This window comes from Micromonospora sp. L5 (genome assembly GCF_000177655.2).
Taxonomy (GTDB): Bacteria; Actinomycetota; Actinomycetes; order Mycobacteriales; family Micromonosporaceae; genus Micromonospora; species Micromonospora aurantiaca.
The window spans coordinates 129,580-145,981 of record NC_014815.1 but is presented as its reverse complement, the minus strand read 5'-3'; the positions used below and the strand labels follow the sequence as shown (position 1 = coordinate 145,981).

Annotated in this window: 13 protein-coding genes; 6 read left to right on the top strand and 7 right to left on the bottom strand. The window is 72.5% G+C overall.

Translation table 11 applies throughout. The features are described from left to right. Positions 1–57: 57 nt before the first annotated feature. From ML5_RS00730 to dnaK, 5 genes are all read right to left on the bottom strand, one after another. Positions 58–264, bottom strand: coding sequence for a hypothetical protein (locus tag ML5_RS00730; protein ID WP_013283368.1), 207 nt, complete (start codon positions 262–264; stop codon positions 58–60). Between the two features lie 176 nt (positions 265–440). Then, a complete protein-coding gene (locus ML5_RS00725; protein WP_013283367.1) occupies positions 441–881 on the bottom strand; it encodes a heat shock protein transcriptional repressor HspR in 441 nt (146 codons plus the stop codon). A 24-nt stretch (positions 882–905) separates the two neighbouring features. Beyond that, positions 906–2,093, bottom strand: a complete 1,188-nt coding sequence (gene dnaJ / locus ML5_RS00720) for a molecular chaperone DnaJ (RefSeq protein WP_013473406.1) — start codon at positions 2,091–2,093, stop codon at positions 906–908. Positions 2,094–2,172: 79 nt separating this feature from the next. Further along, positions 2,173–2,910: a nucleotide exchange factor GrpE gene (gene grpE / locus ML5_RS00715; protein WP_013473405.1), complete on the bottom strand. Its 738-nt coding sequence runs from the start codon at positions 2,908–2,910 to the stop codon at positions 2,173–2,175. A gap of 48 nt (positions 2,911–2,958) precedes the next feature. Continuing rightward, positions 2,959–4,821 (bottom strand): molecular chaperone DnaK, encoded by a 1,863-nt coding sequence (gene dnaK / locus ML5_RS00710; protein WP_013473404.1) that lies wholly within the window; start codon positions 4,819–4,821, stop codon positions 2,959–2,961. A gap of 210 nt (positions 4,822–5,031) precedes the next feature. On the opposite strand from dnaK, the gene ML5_RS00705 reads away from it, so the two are divergent. Genes ML5_RS00705 through ML5_RS00695 form a run of 3 tightly spaced genes read left to right on the top strand, consistent with a single transcriptional unit; the run spans position 5,032 to position 9,887 of the window. Beyond that, a complete protein-coding gene (locus ML5_RS00705) occupies positions 5,032–6,849 on the top strand; it encodes an ABC transporter (RefSeq protein WP_013473403.1) in 1,818 nt (605 codons plus the stop codon). 55 nt (positions 6,850–6,904) lie between these two features. Continuing rightward, the gene (locus ML5_RS00700) at positions 6,905–8,608 is read left to right on the top strand and encodes a GTPase (protein ID WP_013473402.1); all 1,704 of its coding nucleotides are present in this window, start codon (positions 6,905–6,907) and stop codon (positions 8,606–8,608) included. 52 nt (positions 8,609–8,660) lie between these two features. Continuing rightward, the gene (locus tag ML5_RS00695) at positions 8,661–9,887 is read left to right on the top strand and encodes a hypothetical protein (protein WP_013473401.1); all 1,227 of its coding nucleotides are present in this window, start codon (positions 8,661–8,663) and stop codon (positions 9,885–9,887) included. A gap of 15 nt (positions 9,888–9,902) precedes the next feature. Here ML5_RS00695 and ML5_RS31325 read toward each other — a convergent pair. Then, positions 9,903–10,768, bottom strand: a protein-coding gene (locus ML5_RS31325; RefSeq protein WP_013474031.1) for an IS5 family transposase whose coding sequence is annotated in 2 segments (ribosomal slippage) — positions 9,903–10,435 and positions 10,435–10,768 — 867 coding nt in all. Because the reading frame shifts where the segments join, the coding sequence is not laid out codon by codon here. Positions 10,769–11,446: 678 nt separating this feature from the next. Further along, positions 11,447–12,160, bottom strand: coding sequence for a hypothetical protein (locus ML5_RS32250; RefSeq protein WP_168168207.1), 714 nt, complete (start codon positions 12,158–12,160; stop codon positions 11,447–11,449). Between the two features lie 485 nt (positions 12,161–12,645). On the opposite strand from ML5_RS32250, the gene pdhA reads away from it, so the two are divergent. Genes pdhA through ML5_RS00665 form a run of 3 tightly spaced genes read left to right on the top strand, consistent with a single transcriptional unit; the run spans position 12,646 to position 16,288 of the window. Then, positions 12,646–13,824 carry a pyruvate dehydrogenase (acetyl-transferring) E1 component subunit alpha gene (pdhA, locus tag ML5_RS00675; RefSeq protein WP_013473399.1) on the top strand — a complete coding sequence of 393 codons (1,179 nt, stop codon included), beginning with the start codon at positions 12,646–12,648 and terminating at the stop codon, positions 13,822–13,824. Continuing rightward, complete coding sequence (locus ML5_RS00670; RefSeq protein WP_013283358.1) at positions 13,824–14,813, top strand: alpha-ketoacid dehydrogenase subunit beta; 990 nt, start codon at positions 13,824–13,826, stop codon at positions 14,811–14,813. The genes pdhA and ML5_RS00670 overlap by 1 nt, the downstream gene beginning before the upstream one ends. Before the next feature lie 5 nt (positions 14,814–14,818). After that, positions 14,819–16,288 (top strand): dihydrolipoamide acetyltransferase family protein, encoded by a 1,470-nt coding sequence (locus ML5_RS00665; protein WP_013473398.1) that lies wholly within the window; start codon positions 14,819–14,821, stop codon positions 16,286–16,288. Positions 16,289–16,402: the final 114 nt, after the last annotated feature.

The window sequence follows — 16,402 nt, the reverse complement described above, 5'->3', positions numbered from 1 at the left end:
AGAACACGAACGGGCCGGGATCCCCCGTGGATCCCGGCCCGCACGTCGGCGGATCGTCTAGGTCGACCCGCCCTGCTTCTTGCGCCGCTCGTCGTCCCGCGCCCGGTCCACGCCGTGGTCCGTCTGGTCGGCGAAGCGCCCTTCCTTGACCTTGTCGCTGAAGCGTCCCTCGGTGACCCGGTCGAACCGCTCGCGCACGTTCTCGGCCACCTTCTCCAGCCGTTCCTCCGCGCGCTCGGCCACCTTCTTCGCCGGTTCCGTCATGACTCCCCCCGCCAGCCCGGAATCCGCTTTGGGGCTTTTGCCCCTATGGAAAAGCCTAGTTGACCCCGCTCTGCCGTACCCCGCTTTCCCCTGACCCGGCCCGCGAACCGACCGGGGAACGACGAAGGCCGGCGCGGCCCCGGGGGAGCGGGGCGCGCCGGCCTTCAGGTACGGAATCAGCGGTCGGGAGCGCGGCGCGGACGCCAGACGACGAGCGCGGTGGATGTGCGGTTGGTGGGCACGAGGTCGCCGCGGGGGAAGCCGCCGAGCGACTCCAGCTCGGCGATCCGCCGGTACGCGGCGTCCAGTTCCGCCTCCAGCCGGGCCACCCGCTGCTGCGCCTCTTCGAGCAGCCGCTCCAACCCGATGATCCGCTTGACCCCGGCCAGGTTGATCCCGTCGTCCTGGCTGAGCCGCTGCACCTCGCGGAGCAGCACCACGTCCCGGACGCTGTACCGGCGACCGCCGCCGGACGCCCGGCCGGCCTGCACCAGGCCCAGCCGGTCGTACTGGCGCAGCGTCTGGGGGTGCATCCCCGCCATCCGCGCGGCCACCGAGATCATCAAGACCTTGGCCTCGTATGCCTGGTCACCCGAGCCGACGTACTCCTCCGACATGCCCGCTCACCTCCGGTGCCGCCGTCAACTGAATCGACGTACCCGCGCGTCGAGATGTTCCCGCGCGGCGGGCGGAGTCTGCGCCGCGAAGGTCTCCAGCGCCGCCCGCGCCTCGTCCGAGACCTTCGCCGGAACCACCACGTCGAGCGTGACCAGCAGGTCACCGGCGCGGCCGTCCTTGCGTACGACGCCCTTGCCGCGGGCGCGCAGCACCCGCCCGCTGGGCGTACCCGGTGGCACCCGCAGGGTCACCGTCCCGTCCAGGGTCGGCACGCGCAGGTCCGTGCCGAGAACCGCCTCGGCGTACGTGATCGGGACGTTCAGGGTCAGGTCGTCCCCGGTGCGCCCGAACAGCTCGTCCGGGCGGACCTTGACCTGCACGAACAGGTCGCCCGCCGGACCGCCCCGCTCGCCGGGCTCACCTCGGCCGGCCAGGCGGATCCGCTGCCCGTCCGACACCCCGGCGGGGAAGCGGACGTGCAGCGTGCGGGTCTTGGTGACCCCGCCGGTGCCGTGGCACTCCGGGCACTTCTCCTCGACGATCGTGCCGACACCCTGGCAGTTGCGGCACGGCTCGGAGAAACTGAACGACCCCTGGTTGCGGGTGGTCACGCCGGCACCGTGGCAGACCGGGCAGGCCACCGGCTGGGTGCCGGGCTTCGCGCCGTTGCCGTGGCAGGTGTCGCAGACGCCGGGCGCGCGCAGCGTCAGCGGCAGCGTGACGCCGCGTACCGCGTCTTCGAAGTCGAGCGCCACCTCGGTCTCGACGTCCCGGCCGCGGGCCGGGCCGCGCGGACGTGCCGGACCGCCGCCACCTGCACCGCCGGAGAAGATCGAGCTGAACAGGTCGGTGAAGCCGCCGCCGCTGAACCGGCTGTCCCCACCCCCGGCACCGCCGCCGAACAGGTCGGAGACGTCGAACGGCATACCGCCCGGCTGGCCCGCGCCGCGGGCGTTGCGCCGGAAGGCGCCGGAGCCGAACAGCGAGCGCATCTCGTCGTACTCACGGCGCTTCTTCTCGTCACCGAGCACCGCGTACGCCTCGGAGACGGTCTTGAACCGCTCCTCGGCGCCGGTGTCGCCGGGGTTGTGGTCCGGGTGCGACTCCCGGGCCAACTTGCGGTACGCCTTCTTGATCTCGTCCGAGGAGGCGGACTTGTCCACGCCCAACGCGGCGTAGTAGTCCTTCTCGATCCAGTCCTTGGAACTCACCGGTCCACCCCCTTCCACGGGTCGAACCCCGGTCGTCCCGCCCGCCCGGTGCGGGCGGGCAGGACGTCACGGGTCGGCACTACTCCGGGTCCGCGACCGCGACCATGGCGGGCCGCAGCAGCCGCTCGCCGAGCTGGTAACCACGGCGCATGACCTGGACGCAGGTCGGCTCCGTCACGTCGGCGGAGGTCTGGTGCGCCACCGCCTCGTGCCGGGTCGGGTCGAACGGGTCACCCGTCTCACCGAACGCGGTCAGGCCGAACTTCGCGAGCGCGCCGGTGAGCTGCTCGGCCACGCTGCCGAACGGTCCCACCAGGTCGCCGTGCTCACGGGCCCGGTCCAGGTCGTCGAGGATCGGCAGCAGCGCGGTGAGCACCGCCCCGGTGGCCTGCTCCTGAACCAGGTTGCGGTCCCGGTCGACCCGCTTGCGGTAGTTGGCGTACTCCGCGGTCACCCGCTGGAGGTCGCGGGTGCGCTCCTCCAGGTCGGTGCGGAGCGACTCCAGCTCGGCGCCGAGCGGCGCGCCCGTGCCGGTCCCGCCGTTCGGCTCGGCGGGCGAGTCGACCACGGTCGGACCGCTGACCTCGGCCTCGCCGCCGATCTCGTCGACCACGACCTCGGCCTCCTCGACCAGCCCTTCGGCGGGTGCGTCGGCGGCCGCGTCGGCCGCCGAGGCGTCGTTCGCCGGCTGCTCGGTCACCTTGCCGAGCTTGCGCTTGTCGCGGATGACGACCCGGGGTTCGTCGCCGGTGTCCTTCCCGGCGCCCGGCGCCGACCCGGTGGCACCCGGGTCGGCCGCTCGTGGCTTGTCCGTCATGCGGTTACCTCATCCCTCTGCCGTGCGAATCGTGTCCGGGACCGGATGTCACTTCTTGTCCTCGTCCACGATCTCCGCGTCGACCACGTCGTCGTCGCCACCGGCCTTCGGGCCACCGGCCGCACCCGCGCCGGCACCCGGCCCGGCCGCACCCGGTGCGGTCTGCTCGCCCTCCTGCTGCTGGGCGTAGAGCAGCGAGCCCGCCTGCTGGGAGACCTGCGCCAGCTTCTCGTGCGCGGACTTGATCTTCTCGATGTCCTGCCCGCCGAGGGCGCTGCGCAGCTCGCCGAGCGCCTCGTTGAGCTGGTCACGGTTCTCGCCGGGCAGCTTGTCGCCGCTCTCGGCGAGGAACTTCTCGGTCTGCCACTGGAGCGCCTCGGCCACGTTGCGGGTCTCGGCCTCCTCACGGCGGCGCTTGTCCTCGTCGGCGTGCTCCTCGGCGTCCCGGCGCATCCGCTCGATGTCGTCCTTCGGCAGCGAGGAGCCGCCGGTGATCGTCATCTTCTGCTCCTTGCCGGTGCCCAGGTCCTTGGCGTGCACGTTCACGATGCCGTTGGCGTCGATGTCGAACGTGACCTCGATCTGCGGCACGCCGCGCGGGGCCGGCGGGAGACCGGTCAGCTCGAAGGTGCCGAGCTTCTTGTTGTAGGCGGCGATGTCCCGCTCGCCCTGGAACACCTGGATCAGCACCGACGGCTGGTTGTCGTCGGCCGTGGTGAACACCTCGGAGCGCTTGGTCGGGATGGTGGTGTTGCGCTCGATGAGCTTGGTGAAGATGCCGCCCTTGGTCTCGATGCCCAGGCTCAGCGGGGTCACGTCGAGCAGCAGGACGTCCTTGACCTCGCCCTTGAGCACACCGGCCTGGAGCGCGGCGCCGACGGCGACGACCTCGTCCGGGTTGACGCCCTTGTTCGGGTCGCGGCCGGTGAGCTGCTTGACCAGGTCGGTCACGGCCGGCATGCGGGTCGAGCCGCCGACCAGGATGACGTGGTCGACGTCGGAGATCTTGATGCCGGCGTCCTTGACGGCCTGCTCGAACGGGCCCTTGCAGCGGTCCAGCAGGTCCTGCGTCATGCGCTGGAACTCGGCGCGGCTGAGCGTCACGTCCAGGTGCAGCGGGCCGGCCGAACCGGCGGTGATGTACGGCAGGTTGATGTTGCTGGTGGTGGCGGCGGACAGCTCGATCTTGGCCTTCTCGGCGGCCTCCTTGAGCCGCTGCATGGCCATCTTGTCCTGCGAGAGGTCGATGCCGTGCTCGCCGCGGAACGTCTTCACCAGGTGGTCGATGATGCGCTGGTCCCAGTCGTCACCACCGAGCTGGTTGTCACCGCTGGTGGACTTGACCTCCACCACGCCCTCGGCCAGCTCCAGCAGGGACACGTCGAAGGTGCCGCCACCGAGGTCGAAGACCAGGACGGTCTGCTCCTTGGAGCCCTTGTCCAGGCCGTACGCCAGGGCCGCCGCGGTCGGCTCGTTCACGATCCGCAGCACGTTGAAGCCGGCGATCTCACCGGCCTCCTTGGTGGCCTGGCGCTGCCCGTCGTTGAAGTAGGCCGGGACGGTGATCACCGCGTCGGTGATCTGCTCGCCCAGGTACGCCTCGGCGTCCCGCTTGAGCTTCATCAGCGTGCGCGCCGAGATCTCCTGCGGGGTGTACTTCTTGCCGTCGATGTCGACGGTCCAGTTGGTGCCGATCTCACGCTTGACCGACCGGATGGTCCGGTCGGGGTTGGTCACCGCCTGGCGCTTGGCGACCTCACCGACGAGCACCTCGCCGTTGCGGGCGAACGCGACGATCGAGGGAGTCGTACGCGAGCCCTCGGCGTTGGCGATGACGGTGGGCTCACCGCCCTCGAGAACGCTGACGCAGGAGTTCGTCGTGCCGAGGTCGATGCCGACCGCACGTGCCATGTTCGCTTCCTCGCTTCATAACGGGTGAGCAGGTCAGACGGCCTGCCCGGCGGGTCGCCCGGAAGCGACCGCACCACAAGTTGAGTGAACTTGACTCAATAGTGCCACGCGATCGCCAATCCGCAAGTCGGGGTTGAGCCGACCCGGCGCAACCCGACCGTTACTACTGTCCGGTTGTCTTACCTTGCGTCGGTCGGGCACGCTTTAGCGGTGACGACGCATGGCGATTCCGCCACCCGTGCCGGCGCGCCCGCCGTCGCAGCCCGCACCGGAGCCACCACGGGCGACGACCAGCCTGCTCACGCCGCCGACGGCCTGCCCGCCGCGCTCACCGGCCTGCGCGCGGCGATCAGTGCGGCCCGCTTCCCGCTGACCCTGCCCTCGGCCGAGCCGGCCCGGCACGCCGCAACGAGCCTCACCGACCAGCTCGACGACTACCTGCTGCCCCGGCTGGCCCGGCTCGACGCCCCGCTCCTGGTGGTCGTCGGCGGTTCCACCGGCGCCGGCAAGTCGACGCTCGTCAACAGCCTGGTCCAGGCGCGGGTCAGCGCGGCGGGCGTGCTCCGCCCCACCACCCGCTCCCCGGTGCTGGTGTGCAGCCCGACCGACGCGGCCTGGTTCCGGCAGGGTGAGCTGCTGCCCGGTCTGACCCGGACCACCGAGCCCAGCGAGCAGCCGGGCACCCTGCACCTGGTCACCGCGCCGGCGCTGCCGCCCGGCCTGGCCTTCCTCGACGCGCCCGACATCGACTCGGTGGTCGACGCCAACCGGGCGCTCGCCGGTCAGCTGCTCGCCGCCGCCGACCTCTGGCTGTTCGTCACCACCGCCGCCCGGTACGCCGACGCCGTCCCCTGGGAACTGCTCCGCAGCGCCCGCGCCCGGGGCACCGCCGTGGCGATGGTGCTCGACCGGGTGCCCCCGGAGGCCGCCGACGAGGTCGCCACCCACCTGTCCGAGATGCTCGCCGAGCAGGAGCTGGGCGCCTCGCCGCTGTTCGTGCTCCCGGAGACCTGGGTGGACGGGCAGGGGCTGCTGCCGGACCGGATCACCGCGCCGCTGAGCGACTGGTTCGCCCGGCTCGCCGCCGACGCCGACGCCCGCGCCACCGTGGTCCGGCAGACGCTCGACGGCGCGCTGGCCGCGCTGCACCCGGTGGTCGAGGCGCTGGCCGAGGCCGCCGACGAGCAGGTCACCGCCGCCGACGCGCTGGACGAGCGGGTCCAGGCCGCGTACCGGAGCGCGGAGCGGAGCGTCGACCAGGGGCTCAAGGACGGCCGGCTGCTGCGCGGCGAGGTACTGGCCCGGTGGCAGGAGTTCATCGGCACCGGCGACTTCTTCCGTGGGCTGGAGGCCCGCATCGGGCGGCTGCGCGACCGGGTGGTCGCGGCGGTCACCGGGCGGCCCGCTCCCGCCTCGGAACTGCGTACCGCGATCGAGTCCCAGCTCGTCACGCTGCTGCGCGGGGTGGCCGCCGAGGCGGCGGAGAACGCGTACACCGGCTGGAAGGCGCACCCGGCGGGCGCGGCGCTGCTGGAGCCGGACCTGGCCCACCCCTCGGCCGACCTGCCGCAGCGGGCCGAGCAGCTGGTCCGCGACTGGCAGCGCGGCGTGCTGGAGCTGGTCCGGGTCGAGGGCGGCGACCGGCGGTTCGTGGCCCGCACGGCCGCGTACGCGGTGAACGCCACCGGCCTCGCGGTCATGATCGGCGTGTTCGCCTCCACCGCGTTCATCCCCACCGGGCTGGAGGTCGCCGCAGGCACCGGCACGGCGGTGGCCGGGCAGACCGTGCTCCAGGCGATCTTCGGCGACCAGGCGGTCCGCAACCTGGCCCGCAAGGCCCGCGTCGACCTGCTCGACCGGGTCGGCAAGCTGCTGGCCGAGGAGGCCGCGCGCTACCTGAGCCGCACCGAGGCCGAGCGCCCGGCCGCCAACGCCGGTGCGGCGCTGCGCTGGGCCGCCGTAGAGGTCGAGCGGGCCCGGCACCGCAGCGGCCTGTTCCCGGGCCCCGAGCAGGACGGTCGCCCGTGAGCGCGAGGAGTGAGCCGGTTCTGCGAGCCCCGCAGTCGCGAGCAAGGAACGCACCGTGAGCGCGAGCAAGGACGGCACCGTGGGCAACATCGTGGGACGGATGCGCGAGGCGATGCGGGGCGAGCAGCGGGTCGACCCGGACACCCTGATCGAACGGCTGACAGCGATCCAGCGGTTCCTCGGCGCGGTGGACGGCCACGTGCCCGACGCCCAGCTCGTCGCCGCGCACACGGTGGTCGAGCGTGCCGGTGACCGGCTGGCGCTCTCCGGCCGCCACACGGTGGTCGCGCTCGCCGGCGCGACCGGCAGCGGCAAGTCGAGCCTGTTCAACTCGCTGGCGCGGCTCGACCTGTCGCCGGTGGGCGTACGCCGGCCGACCACCGGTGTGGCGCACGCCTGCGTGTGGGGCCCGCTCGACGGCGCGGTCCGGCTGCTCGACTGGGTCGGGGTGCTGCCCCGGCACCGGTTCGTCCGGGAGAGCCCGCTGGACGCCGACGACGAGTCGAACCTGCATGGCCTCGTCCTGCTCGACCTGCCCGACTTCGACTCGGTGCAGCACGGCCACCGGCTGGAGGTCGACCGCCTGCTCGGCCTCGTCGACCTCGTGGTCTGGGTGGTCGACCCGCAGAAGTACGCCGACCGCGTGATCCACACCAGCTATCTGCGCGAGTTCCACAGGCACAAGGACGTCACGGTCGTGGTGCTCAACCAGGCCGACCGGCTGCACCCGACCGAGCTGCCGAAGGTCCTCGACGACCTGCGCCGGCTGCTCGACGCCGACGGGCTCGGCGGGGTGCCGCTGCTGCCCACCGTCGCGGTGGACCCGAACGGGCTGGAGGGGCTGCGGACCGAGCTGGAGCGTACGGTCGCCGAACGGCAGGCCGCCTTGCGCCGGCTATCCGGCGACGTGGACGCCGTGGTGGCCGATCTCGAACCGCTCGTGGGGCCGGAGCCGCCGCGCACCCGGCCCGGTGACGCCTCGGCGCAGGAGCTGACCCGGGCACTGGCCGGGGCGGCCGGGGTGCCGACCGTGGCGGCGGCGGTCGAGGGCGCGTACCGGCATCGGGCGGTGAGCAACACCGGCTGGCCGCTGCTGCGGAGCTGGCGCAAGCTGCGGCCGGATCCGCTGCGCCGGCTGCACCTGCCCGGGCGGGATCCGGACGCGCCCGCGGAGAGCCTGGTCGCGGCGACCTCCGTACCCGATCCGACAGCCGCGCAGCGCTCGGCGCTGACGCTGGCGATCCGCGCGGTGGCCGAGCGGTCCGGTAGCGGTCTGCCGGCGCCGTGGCCGACCGCGGTGACCGCCGCGGCCCGGGCCCGGCAGGCCGACCTGCCGGGCGCGCTCGACCACGCGGTCGCCGCGACCGACCTGGGCATGGACCGGCGGCCCGGCTGGTGGCGGGTGGTGGGCGTGATCCAGTGGGTGGTCACCCTTGCCGCGCTGGCCGGCCTGGCCTGGCTGGTCCTGGGGTACGCGCTGCGCCTGCTCGGCCTGCCGCCGCTCGAACACCCGACGCTCGGTGTGGTGCCCTGGCCCACGGTCCTGCTGCTCGGCGGCCTGCTGGCCGGGCTGCTCGTCGCGACGGTCACCCGGCCGGTGGTGGGGTGGGCCGCCCGGCGGGCCCGGCGGCGGGCGGAGGAGCGCCTGCTCACCTCGGTGGGCAGCGTCGGGGAGAAGTACGTGCTGGACCCGGTCTGGGCGGTGCTGGCACGCTACGGCACGGCCCGGGACGCACTGCGCGAGGCGGGACGGCGCTGAACCCGGCGTGCTGACCGGTGTGGGGGCGGCCGGTGCGGCGTAGGGTCGATGCATGGCCACGCCACAGACCCCCTACGACGCGGTGCTGCACGCCGCGCGCGACGTGACGAGGCTCGACTCGGCCCTGGACGCGGAGATGCTCGGCGCGGCGTTGCTGGGCAGCGTCTACGCCGTCGCGGAGCACGACCGGGAGCGGGCCGTCCGCGAGTTCGTCAGCGGCTTCCTCGCCGCCACGTCCCGGCGCCGCAGCGCCGCCGCGACCACACTGCGGGCCGTCTTCGCCGCCCTGGTGCCCGACGCCGAGGGCGCCGCCCGGGTCCGGCCCGGCGCGTACGCCCCGTCGTGGGCCGGCCAGCTCGGCCGGGTGCGCGTCACCGGCGCCTGGGCCTACGGCGACGTGTACGGCGACCAGACCTCCTACCTCGCCACGTTCGCGTACGACGACGAGGAGGAAGGCGGCCCGGAGCACGCCCTGGTTGCCCTCGTCGACCACAACATCGGCATCACCAAGGACGTCTTCGTCGGCGGCCCGGCCGGACGGATCGTCGAGCAGGCCCGGGAGATCTGCACCGAGGACGAGTTCACCTGGTTCCGCACCGAGGACCCGGCCCGGATGCACGCCGAGGTGAGCCGCCACCTGGCGGTCACCGACGACCTCACCGAGCTGCCCGCGCAGGGCTCGCTCGCCACCGACCGGGCGCTCGTGGGCGCCCGGCTGGCCGTACTCCCGGGGCCGACCCCGCCGGCCGGTCCGGCGGTCGTGCCGCCGCCCACCGACGAGGAGCGCACCCGCCTGATCCGCGCCTTCCTCGACTCGCCCGAGGCGACCCGGTTCGGCCTGCCCGAGGTGGCCGACGGCGAGCTGGCCTCGCTGCACTTCTGCCTCGGCCTGCTGCTCGACCACGCGGCCAGCTTCCCGGATGCCGACCCGATGCGGTGGAGCCCGATGGTCGCCGAGCTGTTCCTGCTCGACTGGGTGCACCGCCGGGCCGTGCTGGACATGGACGACGCGGCGATGCTGCCCCGGGTGCTGCGCGCCTGGGCGGCGTACGCGGCCCGGCAGCGCGGGCTGTCGCAGTCGGCCGCCGCCCGGACGGACGAGGCGATCACCGAGATGGTCCCGGAGTTCGCGCGGCTCTACAGCACCGGCGAGCGGCGCAGCCCGGCCACCGCGGCGGTGGCCCAGCTCATGGCGGACGGGGTGGACCCGGACGACCCGGAGGCGCTGAATGCCTGGATCGAGGCGAACCGCCACCGTCTCACCGACGACCCGGCCTAGGGCCTGTCCTGTCGATCATGGAAGCCAGATGATGGCGGCGATGAGGATCAGGCTGGCTCGGTAGAGGGATGCGCGTTTGGCGTAGCGGGTGGCCAGGTCACGCCATTGCTTGAGTCGGTTGAAGCAGCGTTCCACGACGTTGCGTTTGCGGTAGGTCGCCTTGTCGAAGGCGGGTGGTCGCCCGCCGGTGCTGCCCTTGGCGGCGCGGCGGGCGATCTGGTCGCTGCGTTCGGGGATGACGTGCCGGATCCCGCGTTGGCGCAGGGCTCGACGGGTGGAGTCATGGGCGTAGCCCTTGTCCGCGATCAGCACGTCCGGACGTTTGCGGGGCCGGCCCGGTCCGGGCTGGTTGACGCGGATCGCGTCGAGCAGGGCGAGGAGCTGGGGGTTGTCGCCGGCCTGGCCCGGGGTGAGCAGGATCGACAACGGCCGGCCGCGTCCGTCGACTGCGAGGTGGATTTTCGTGCTCAGTCCTCCGCGTGATCGGCCGATGGCCTCGCCATCTTGCGCACCAGGCGTCGCCGGACTTGTCGGGGAGCCCCCTTTTTGCGGGCGCCAGCGGCATGCTGATGCGCCCGCACGATCGACGAGTCGATGCTGATCGTCCACTGCACCGGTGTGCCGTCGTCGTGCACCTGCGCCGCCGCGAGGATCCGATCCCATGTCCCGTCGGCGCTCCACCGACGCAGCCGCTCATGGCAGGTCTTCCACGGCCCGAAACGTTCGGGCAGGTCACGCCACGGCGCACCCGTGCGCAGCTTCCACAAAATCCCGTTGATGACCTGCCGGTGATCTCGCCACCGCCCACGAGCACCGCCCGGCTCCGGTAGCAGCGGCGCGATCACCGCCCACGCCTCATCGGTCAACTCACCACGACGCACCACCGACACATCGTCAACGACCAACCCCTACAAGATCGGCAGGACACGCCCTAGGCACTCGCGCCCCGCATTGATTCGGCACCACCTCGTCGAGGTGGCGGCATCCGACCGGCCAGAACCACACCACCACGCCGAGCTGGTGCCGATCATGCAAGACCGACCCCGATCACCTCGCCCCTCGGTGATCCACATGATCCACACCATCTCGGCGAGGTGGCTGCATCGCGCCGACCGGAACCACACCACCACGCCGTAATGGTGTCGATCATGCAGCCTGCACCCTCCAGACCACCCCGCCCAACACCAGGGAAATGAACCCGGGATCTCGTTGATCCACACCATCTCGGCGAGGTGGCTGCATCGCGCCGACCGGAACCACACCACCACGCCGTAGTGGTATCGATCATGCGCCTGCCATGTCCTGACCACCCCGGCCCGACACGAGTGGGGCATGGCACGGACCTCCTTGATCCACACCAGCTCGGCGAGGTGGCTGCATCGGGCCGGTCGGGACTGCACCACCACGCCGTCATGGTGTCGATCATGTGGCCAGACGTCCCCCGACCGCACCGCTCGACACGAGGGGCATGAACCCGGACACCGTTGATCCACACCATTTCGGCGAGGTGGCGGCATCAAGCCGGTCGGGACTGCACCACCACGCCGGAGTGGTGTGGATCATGAGGTGTGGGAGACCGACGGGCTGGCCGGGCCGGACGGATCGGCGGGACCGGACGGGTCGGCGGGACCGGACGGATCCGATGGGCTGGACGGGTCGGACGAACCTGCCGAGGGTGTCGGCTCGGCGGTCGTGACCGACGGCTCGGGGCTCGGGCTCGGCTCGGGCGTCGGCGTGGCCGGGTCCGACGGCGAGTGCGACGGCGACGGTGAGGGCACCGGCGACGGGCGCGGCGGGCGCACCGGGGTGGGCCGGACCGGCGCGGACGGCGGTGGCGGCGCGGCGACCGGGCGGGACCGGTGCCGGGAGCCGAGGTCGCTGTCGTCGGGCAGGGCCGGTGCCGCCGGGAGCACCGGCCGCGCCGGGGGCACCGATGTCACGTCGACGGCGGGCGTGGGCGTGGACGGCGCCGGGGCCTGGGTGCCCTGGGGCATCGGGATGACCACCGGGCCGACCGAGGGGGTCGGCAGGAACGGGGTGCTGGTGTCGGGGAGGGCGCTGTTGCCGACGGTGGCCGACCCGGTGCTGATCGCGGCGAGGATCGGCATCGACGCGGTGCCGGCGAGCAACGCCACGGTGAGCAGGTAGCCGCGGCTGGGACCGCCCGTTCCGGGGGCGCGGTGCGCGCCCACGACCCGGCGGTACGGGGAGGCGGGCAGGGCCCGGTGCCGGCCGAGGAAGGGCGTACCGGGCGGACCCTCTGGTTCGGACACCGGCACACTCCTCACGCACGGACGGACGAAGAGCACGCGCGGATATTCGGACAAATGCCGCGCAACAGCTCACCGCAAGCTTGACCCAGTGACGCTCAGTTCACCAGCCGCAACCGCGTGTCGACACACATTTTGTACGTCGGCCGCACCCGCCACTGCGGACAAAAGCGCCTATCCGTCGTGAACCCGATCGAACCTCACCGGCGAGGGAGGCCATACTGTGGGCCCGCTCACCTCCTCTGCAATCATTCAGACACGACGGCAACGCAGCCGCCACCTCCGCGTACCCCGCGGCTGGTGCGGAACGGCGCCGGCGCTCCCGGGCCTGGGTCTGTCCCCGACCGACTCCGGCTCACGCCGCGCGGCAACCCCTACCGGGGTCAGGCGCGGTCGCCAGGGACCGACCCGGCACCAGCCGGGCGGGCGCACGAGGTGCTCGGCTCGGGTAACCCCCGGCGCCGGCGCAGACAGACAGGGAGAGACGGATGGCAAAGGGCGACCCCGGGGCCGCCACCCGCAGCAAGCGGGCCGCACCCCGCACCAGGCGCGCCGCCGCGACCGGTGAACCGGAACTCGTACAACTGCTCACCCCCGAGGGTGAGCGGATCGAGAGCGCGCTCGGCCCGGACGGGACCGAGTACCGCGTCGACTTCACCGACGAGGAGTACCGCGGGCTGTACCGCGACCTCGTGCTGGTCCGCAAGCTGGACGCCGAGGCCACCGCTCTGCAGCGCCAGGGCGAGCTGGGACTGTGGGCCAGTCTGCTGGGCCAGGAGGCCGCGCAGGTCGGCTCCGGCCGGGCGCTGCGTACGCAGGACATGGCCTTCCCGACCTACCGCGAGCACGGCGTGCTCTACTGCCGCGGCATCGACCCGATCATGCCGCTGGGCCTGTTCCGCGGCGTCGACCAGGGCGGCTGGGATCCGAACGAGTTCAAGTTCAACATGTACACGATCGTGATCGGGGCGCAGACCCTGCACGCGACCGGGTACGCCATGGGTGTCGCCATGGACGGCAAGACCGGCGGCGAGGACGGCGAGGCGGTCATCGCCTACTTCGGCGACGGCGCCACCAGCCAGGGCGACGTCAACGAGTCGTTCGTCTGGGCCAGCGTCTTCAACGCCCCGCTGGTGTTCTTCTGCCAGAACAACCAGTACGCCATCTCCGAGCCGCTGGAGCGGCAGACCCGCGTGCCGCTGTACCGGCGGGCCGGCGGGTTCGGCTTCCCCGGTGTCCGGGTGGACGGTAACGACGTGCTCGCGTCGTACGCGGTGACCCGGCACGCGCTGGACAACGCGCGCAACGGCCAGGGCCCGAGCCTGATCGAGGCGTACACCTACCGGATGGGCGCGCACACCACCTCCGACGACCCGACCCGCTACCGCATCGCCAGCGAGGTCGAGGCGTGGCAGGCGAAGGACCCGATCGCCCGGATGAAGGCGTTCCTGACCAAGCAGAAGATCGCCGACGAATCGTTCTTCACCGCTGTCGACGAGCAGGCCCGCACCGAGTCGGTGCACCTGCGCGAGCGCGTGCTCGCCATGCCCGACCCGCAGCCGGTGACCATGTTCGACCACGTCTACCCCAACGGCTCTCCCGAACTGGACGAGCAGCGGGCCCGGTTCACGCAGTACATGGAGTCCTTCGAGGGGAGCGCGCACTGATGGCCACGGAGACGCTCACCCTCGGCAAGGCGCTCAACACCGGCCTGCGGCGGGCCCTGGAGAACGACCCCAAGGTCGTCATCATGGGCGAGGACGTCGGCAAGCTCGGCGGCGTGTTCCGGATCACCGACGGCCTCCAGAAGGACTTCGGCGACCAGCGCGTGATCGACACCCCGCTGGCCGAGTCCGGCATCATCGGCACCGCCGTCGGCCTGGCCATCCGCGGCTTCCGGCCGGTCTGCGAGATCCAGTTCGACGGCTTCGTCTACCCCGCGTACGACCAGATCGTGTCGCAGGTGGCGAAGATGCACTACCGCTCGCAGGGCAAGGTGCGGATCCCGATGGTCATCCGCATCCCGTTCGGCGGCGGCATCGGCGCTGTCGAGCACCACTCCGAGTCGCCCGAGGCGTACTTCGCGCACACCGCCGGTCTCAAGGTGGTGAGCTGCGCGAACCCGCAGGACGCGTACGTGATGATCCAGCAGGCGATCGCGTCGGACGACCCGATCGTGTTCCTGGAGCCGAAGCGGCGCTACTGGGAGAAGGGTCCGGTGGACCTGGACGCGCCGATCGCCGACGCGTACCCGCTGCACTCGGCCCGGGTCGCGCGGCCCGGCGCCGACGCGACGGTCCTGGCGTACGGCCCGATGGTCCGCACCGCGCTCGACGCGGCCACCGCCGCCGCCGAGGACGGCCGCGAGCTGGAGGTCATCGACCTGCGGACGATCTCGCCGCTGGACCTGACCGCCGCGTACGAGTCGGTGCGGCGCACCGGCCGCTGCGTGGTCGTGCACGAGGCCCCGGGCAACCTGGGTCTCGGGTCGGAGATCGCGGCCCGGATCACCGAGGAGTGCTTCTACTCCCTGGAGTCCCCGGTGCTGCGGGTGACCGGCTTCGACACCCCCTACCCGGCCGCCCGGGTGGAGGAGGAGTACCTGCCCGACCTGGACCGGGTGCTCGACGCCGTCGACCGCACGTTCGGCTGGTGAGCGGCATGTCCCGGATCAAGGAGTTCAACCTTCCCGACCTGGGCGAGGGCCTGACCGAGGGCGAGATCCTCGCCTGGCTGGTCAAGGTCGGCGACGACATCGAGCTGAACCAGCCGATCGTCGAGGTGGAGACCGCCAAGGCGGCGGTCGAGATCCCGGCGAAGTGGGCCGGCCGGGTGCAGGCGATCTTCCACCCGGAGGGGTCGACGGTCGAGGTCGGCGTACCGATCATCGCGATCGACACCGATCCGAACGCCGGGCCGATCGAGGAGTCGACGACCGCGACCCCGGCGTCGGACCTGCCCGCACCGTCGGCAGCGTCGCTTGCAGCGGTCCAGGTCGCGCCGGCCGAGGGCATGGTCGAGCCGGGCCTGATCGGTGGTGTGGCCCCGGGTGGGCGTACCGCCGTGCTGGTCGGCTACGGCCCGCGCAACGCCCCGGCCAAGCGCCGCCCCCGCAAGGGCGACGCGCCGGCCGCGGCACCGATTCAGGCCGCCGCCCCGGTGGCACCCGCGCCTGTCGCTCCCGCGCCGGTGGCGCCCGCTCCGGCGCCGGCGGTCAACGGCAACGGCCGGGTCTCCGGCCCGGTTCTGGCCAAGCCGCCGGTCCGCAAGCTGGCGAAGGATCTCGGCATCGACCTGGCCACGCTCACCGGCTCGGGTCCGCTCGGCTCGATCACCCGTGAGGACGTACAGCGGGCGGCGAGCGCGACCCCGGCGGCGGCCGAGCCGCTGACGGTCGCGGCGCCTGCCGCGTCGGCCGCGAGCTTCGGCGCGGACCGCGAGCAGCGCATCCCGGTCAAGGGGGTACGCAAGCTCACCGCGGAGAACATGGCCCGCTCGGCGTTCACCGCCCCGCACGTGACGGAGTTCCTGACCGTCGACGTGACCCGGGCGATGAAGGCGCTGGACCGGCTGCGTGACCGGCGCGAGTGGCGGGACGTGCGCGTCTCGCCGCTGCTGCTGGTCGCCAAGGCGGTGCTCCTGGCCGTCAAGCGGCACCCGATGGTCAACTCGACCTGGGCCGGCGACGAGATCGTGGTGAAGGAGTACGTCAACCTCGGCATCGCGGCGGCCACCGAGCGCGGCCTGATCGTGCCGAACATCAAGGACGCCGGGCGGCTCTCGCTGCGCGAGCTGGCGGACGCGATGACGGAACTGGTGCAGACCGCGAAGTCGGGCAAGACGTCCCCGGCGGATATGTCCGGCGGCACGCTCACCATCACCAACGTCGGCGTCTTCGGCGTCGACACCGGTACGCCCATCCTGCCCCCGGGTGAGTCGGCGATCCTCGCCTTCGGCGCGGTACGGGAGCAGCCGTGGGTGCACAAGGGCAAGGTGAAGCCGCGCCTGGTGACCACGCTGGGCCTGTCCTTCGACCACCGGATCATCGACGGTGAGCTGGGTTCGAAGTTCCTCCGCGACATCGGGGACTTCCTGGCCGACCCGGAGGCGGCGCTGCTCGCCTGGACCTGACGCACCACCGCTCCGGTCACGGCCGGTGTGCCACGGGTGAACGCCCGGCACACCGGCCGTGACTTTTTTGGGAACGGATTCGTCGGATCTGAGGGCGTGAACACCTACGATCCG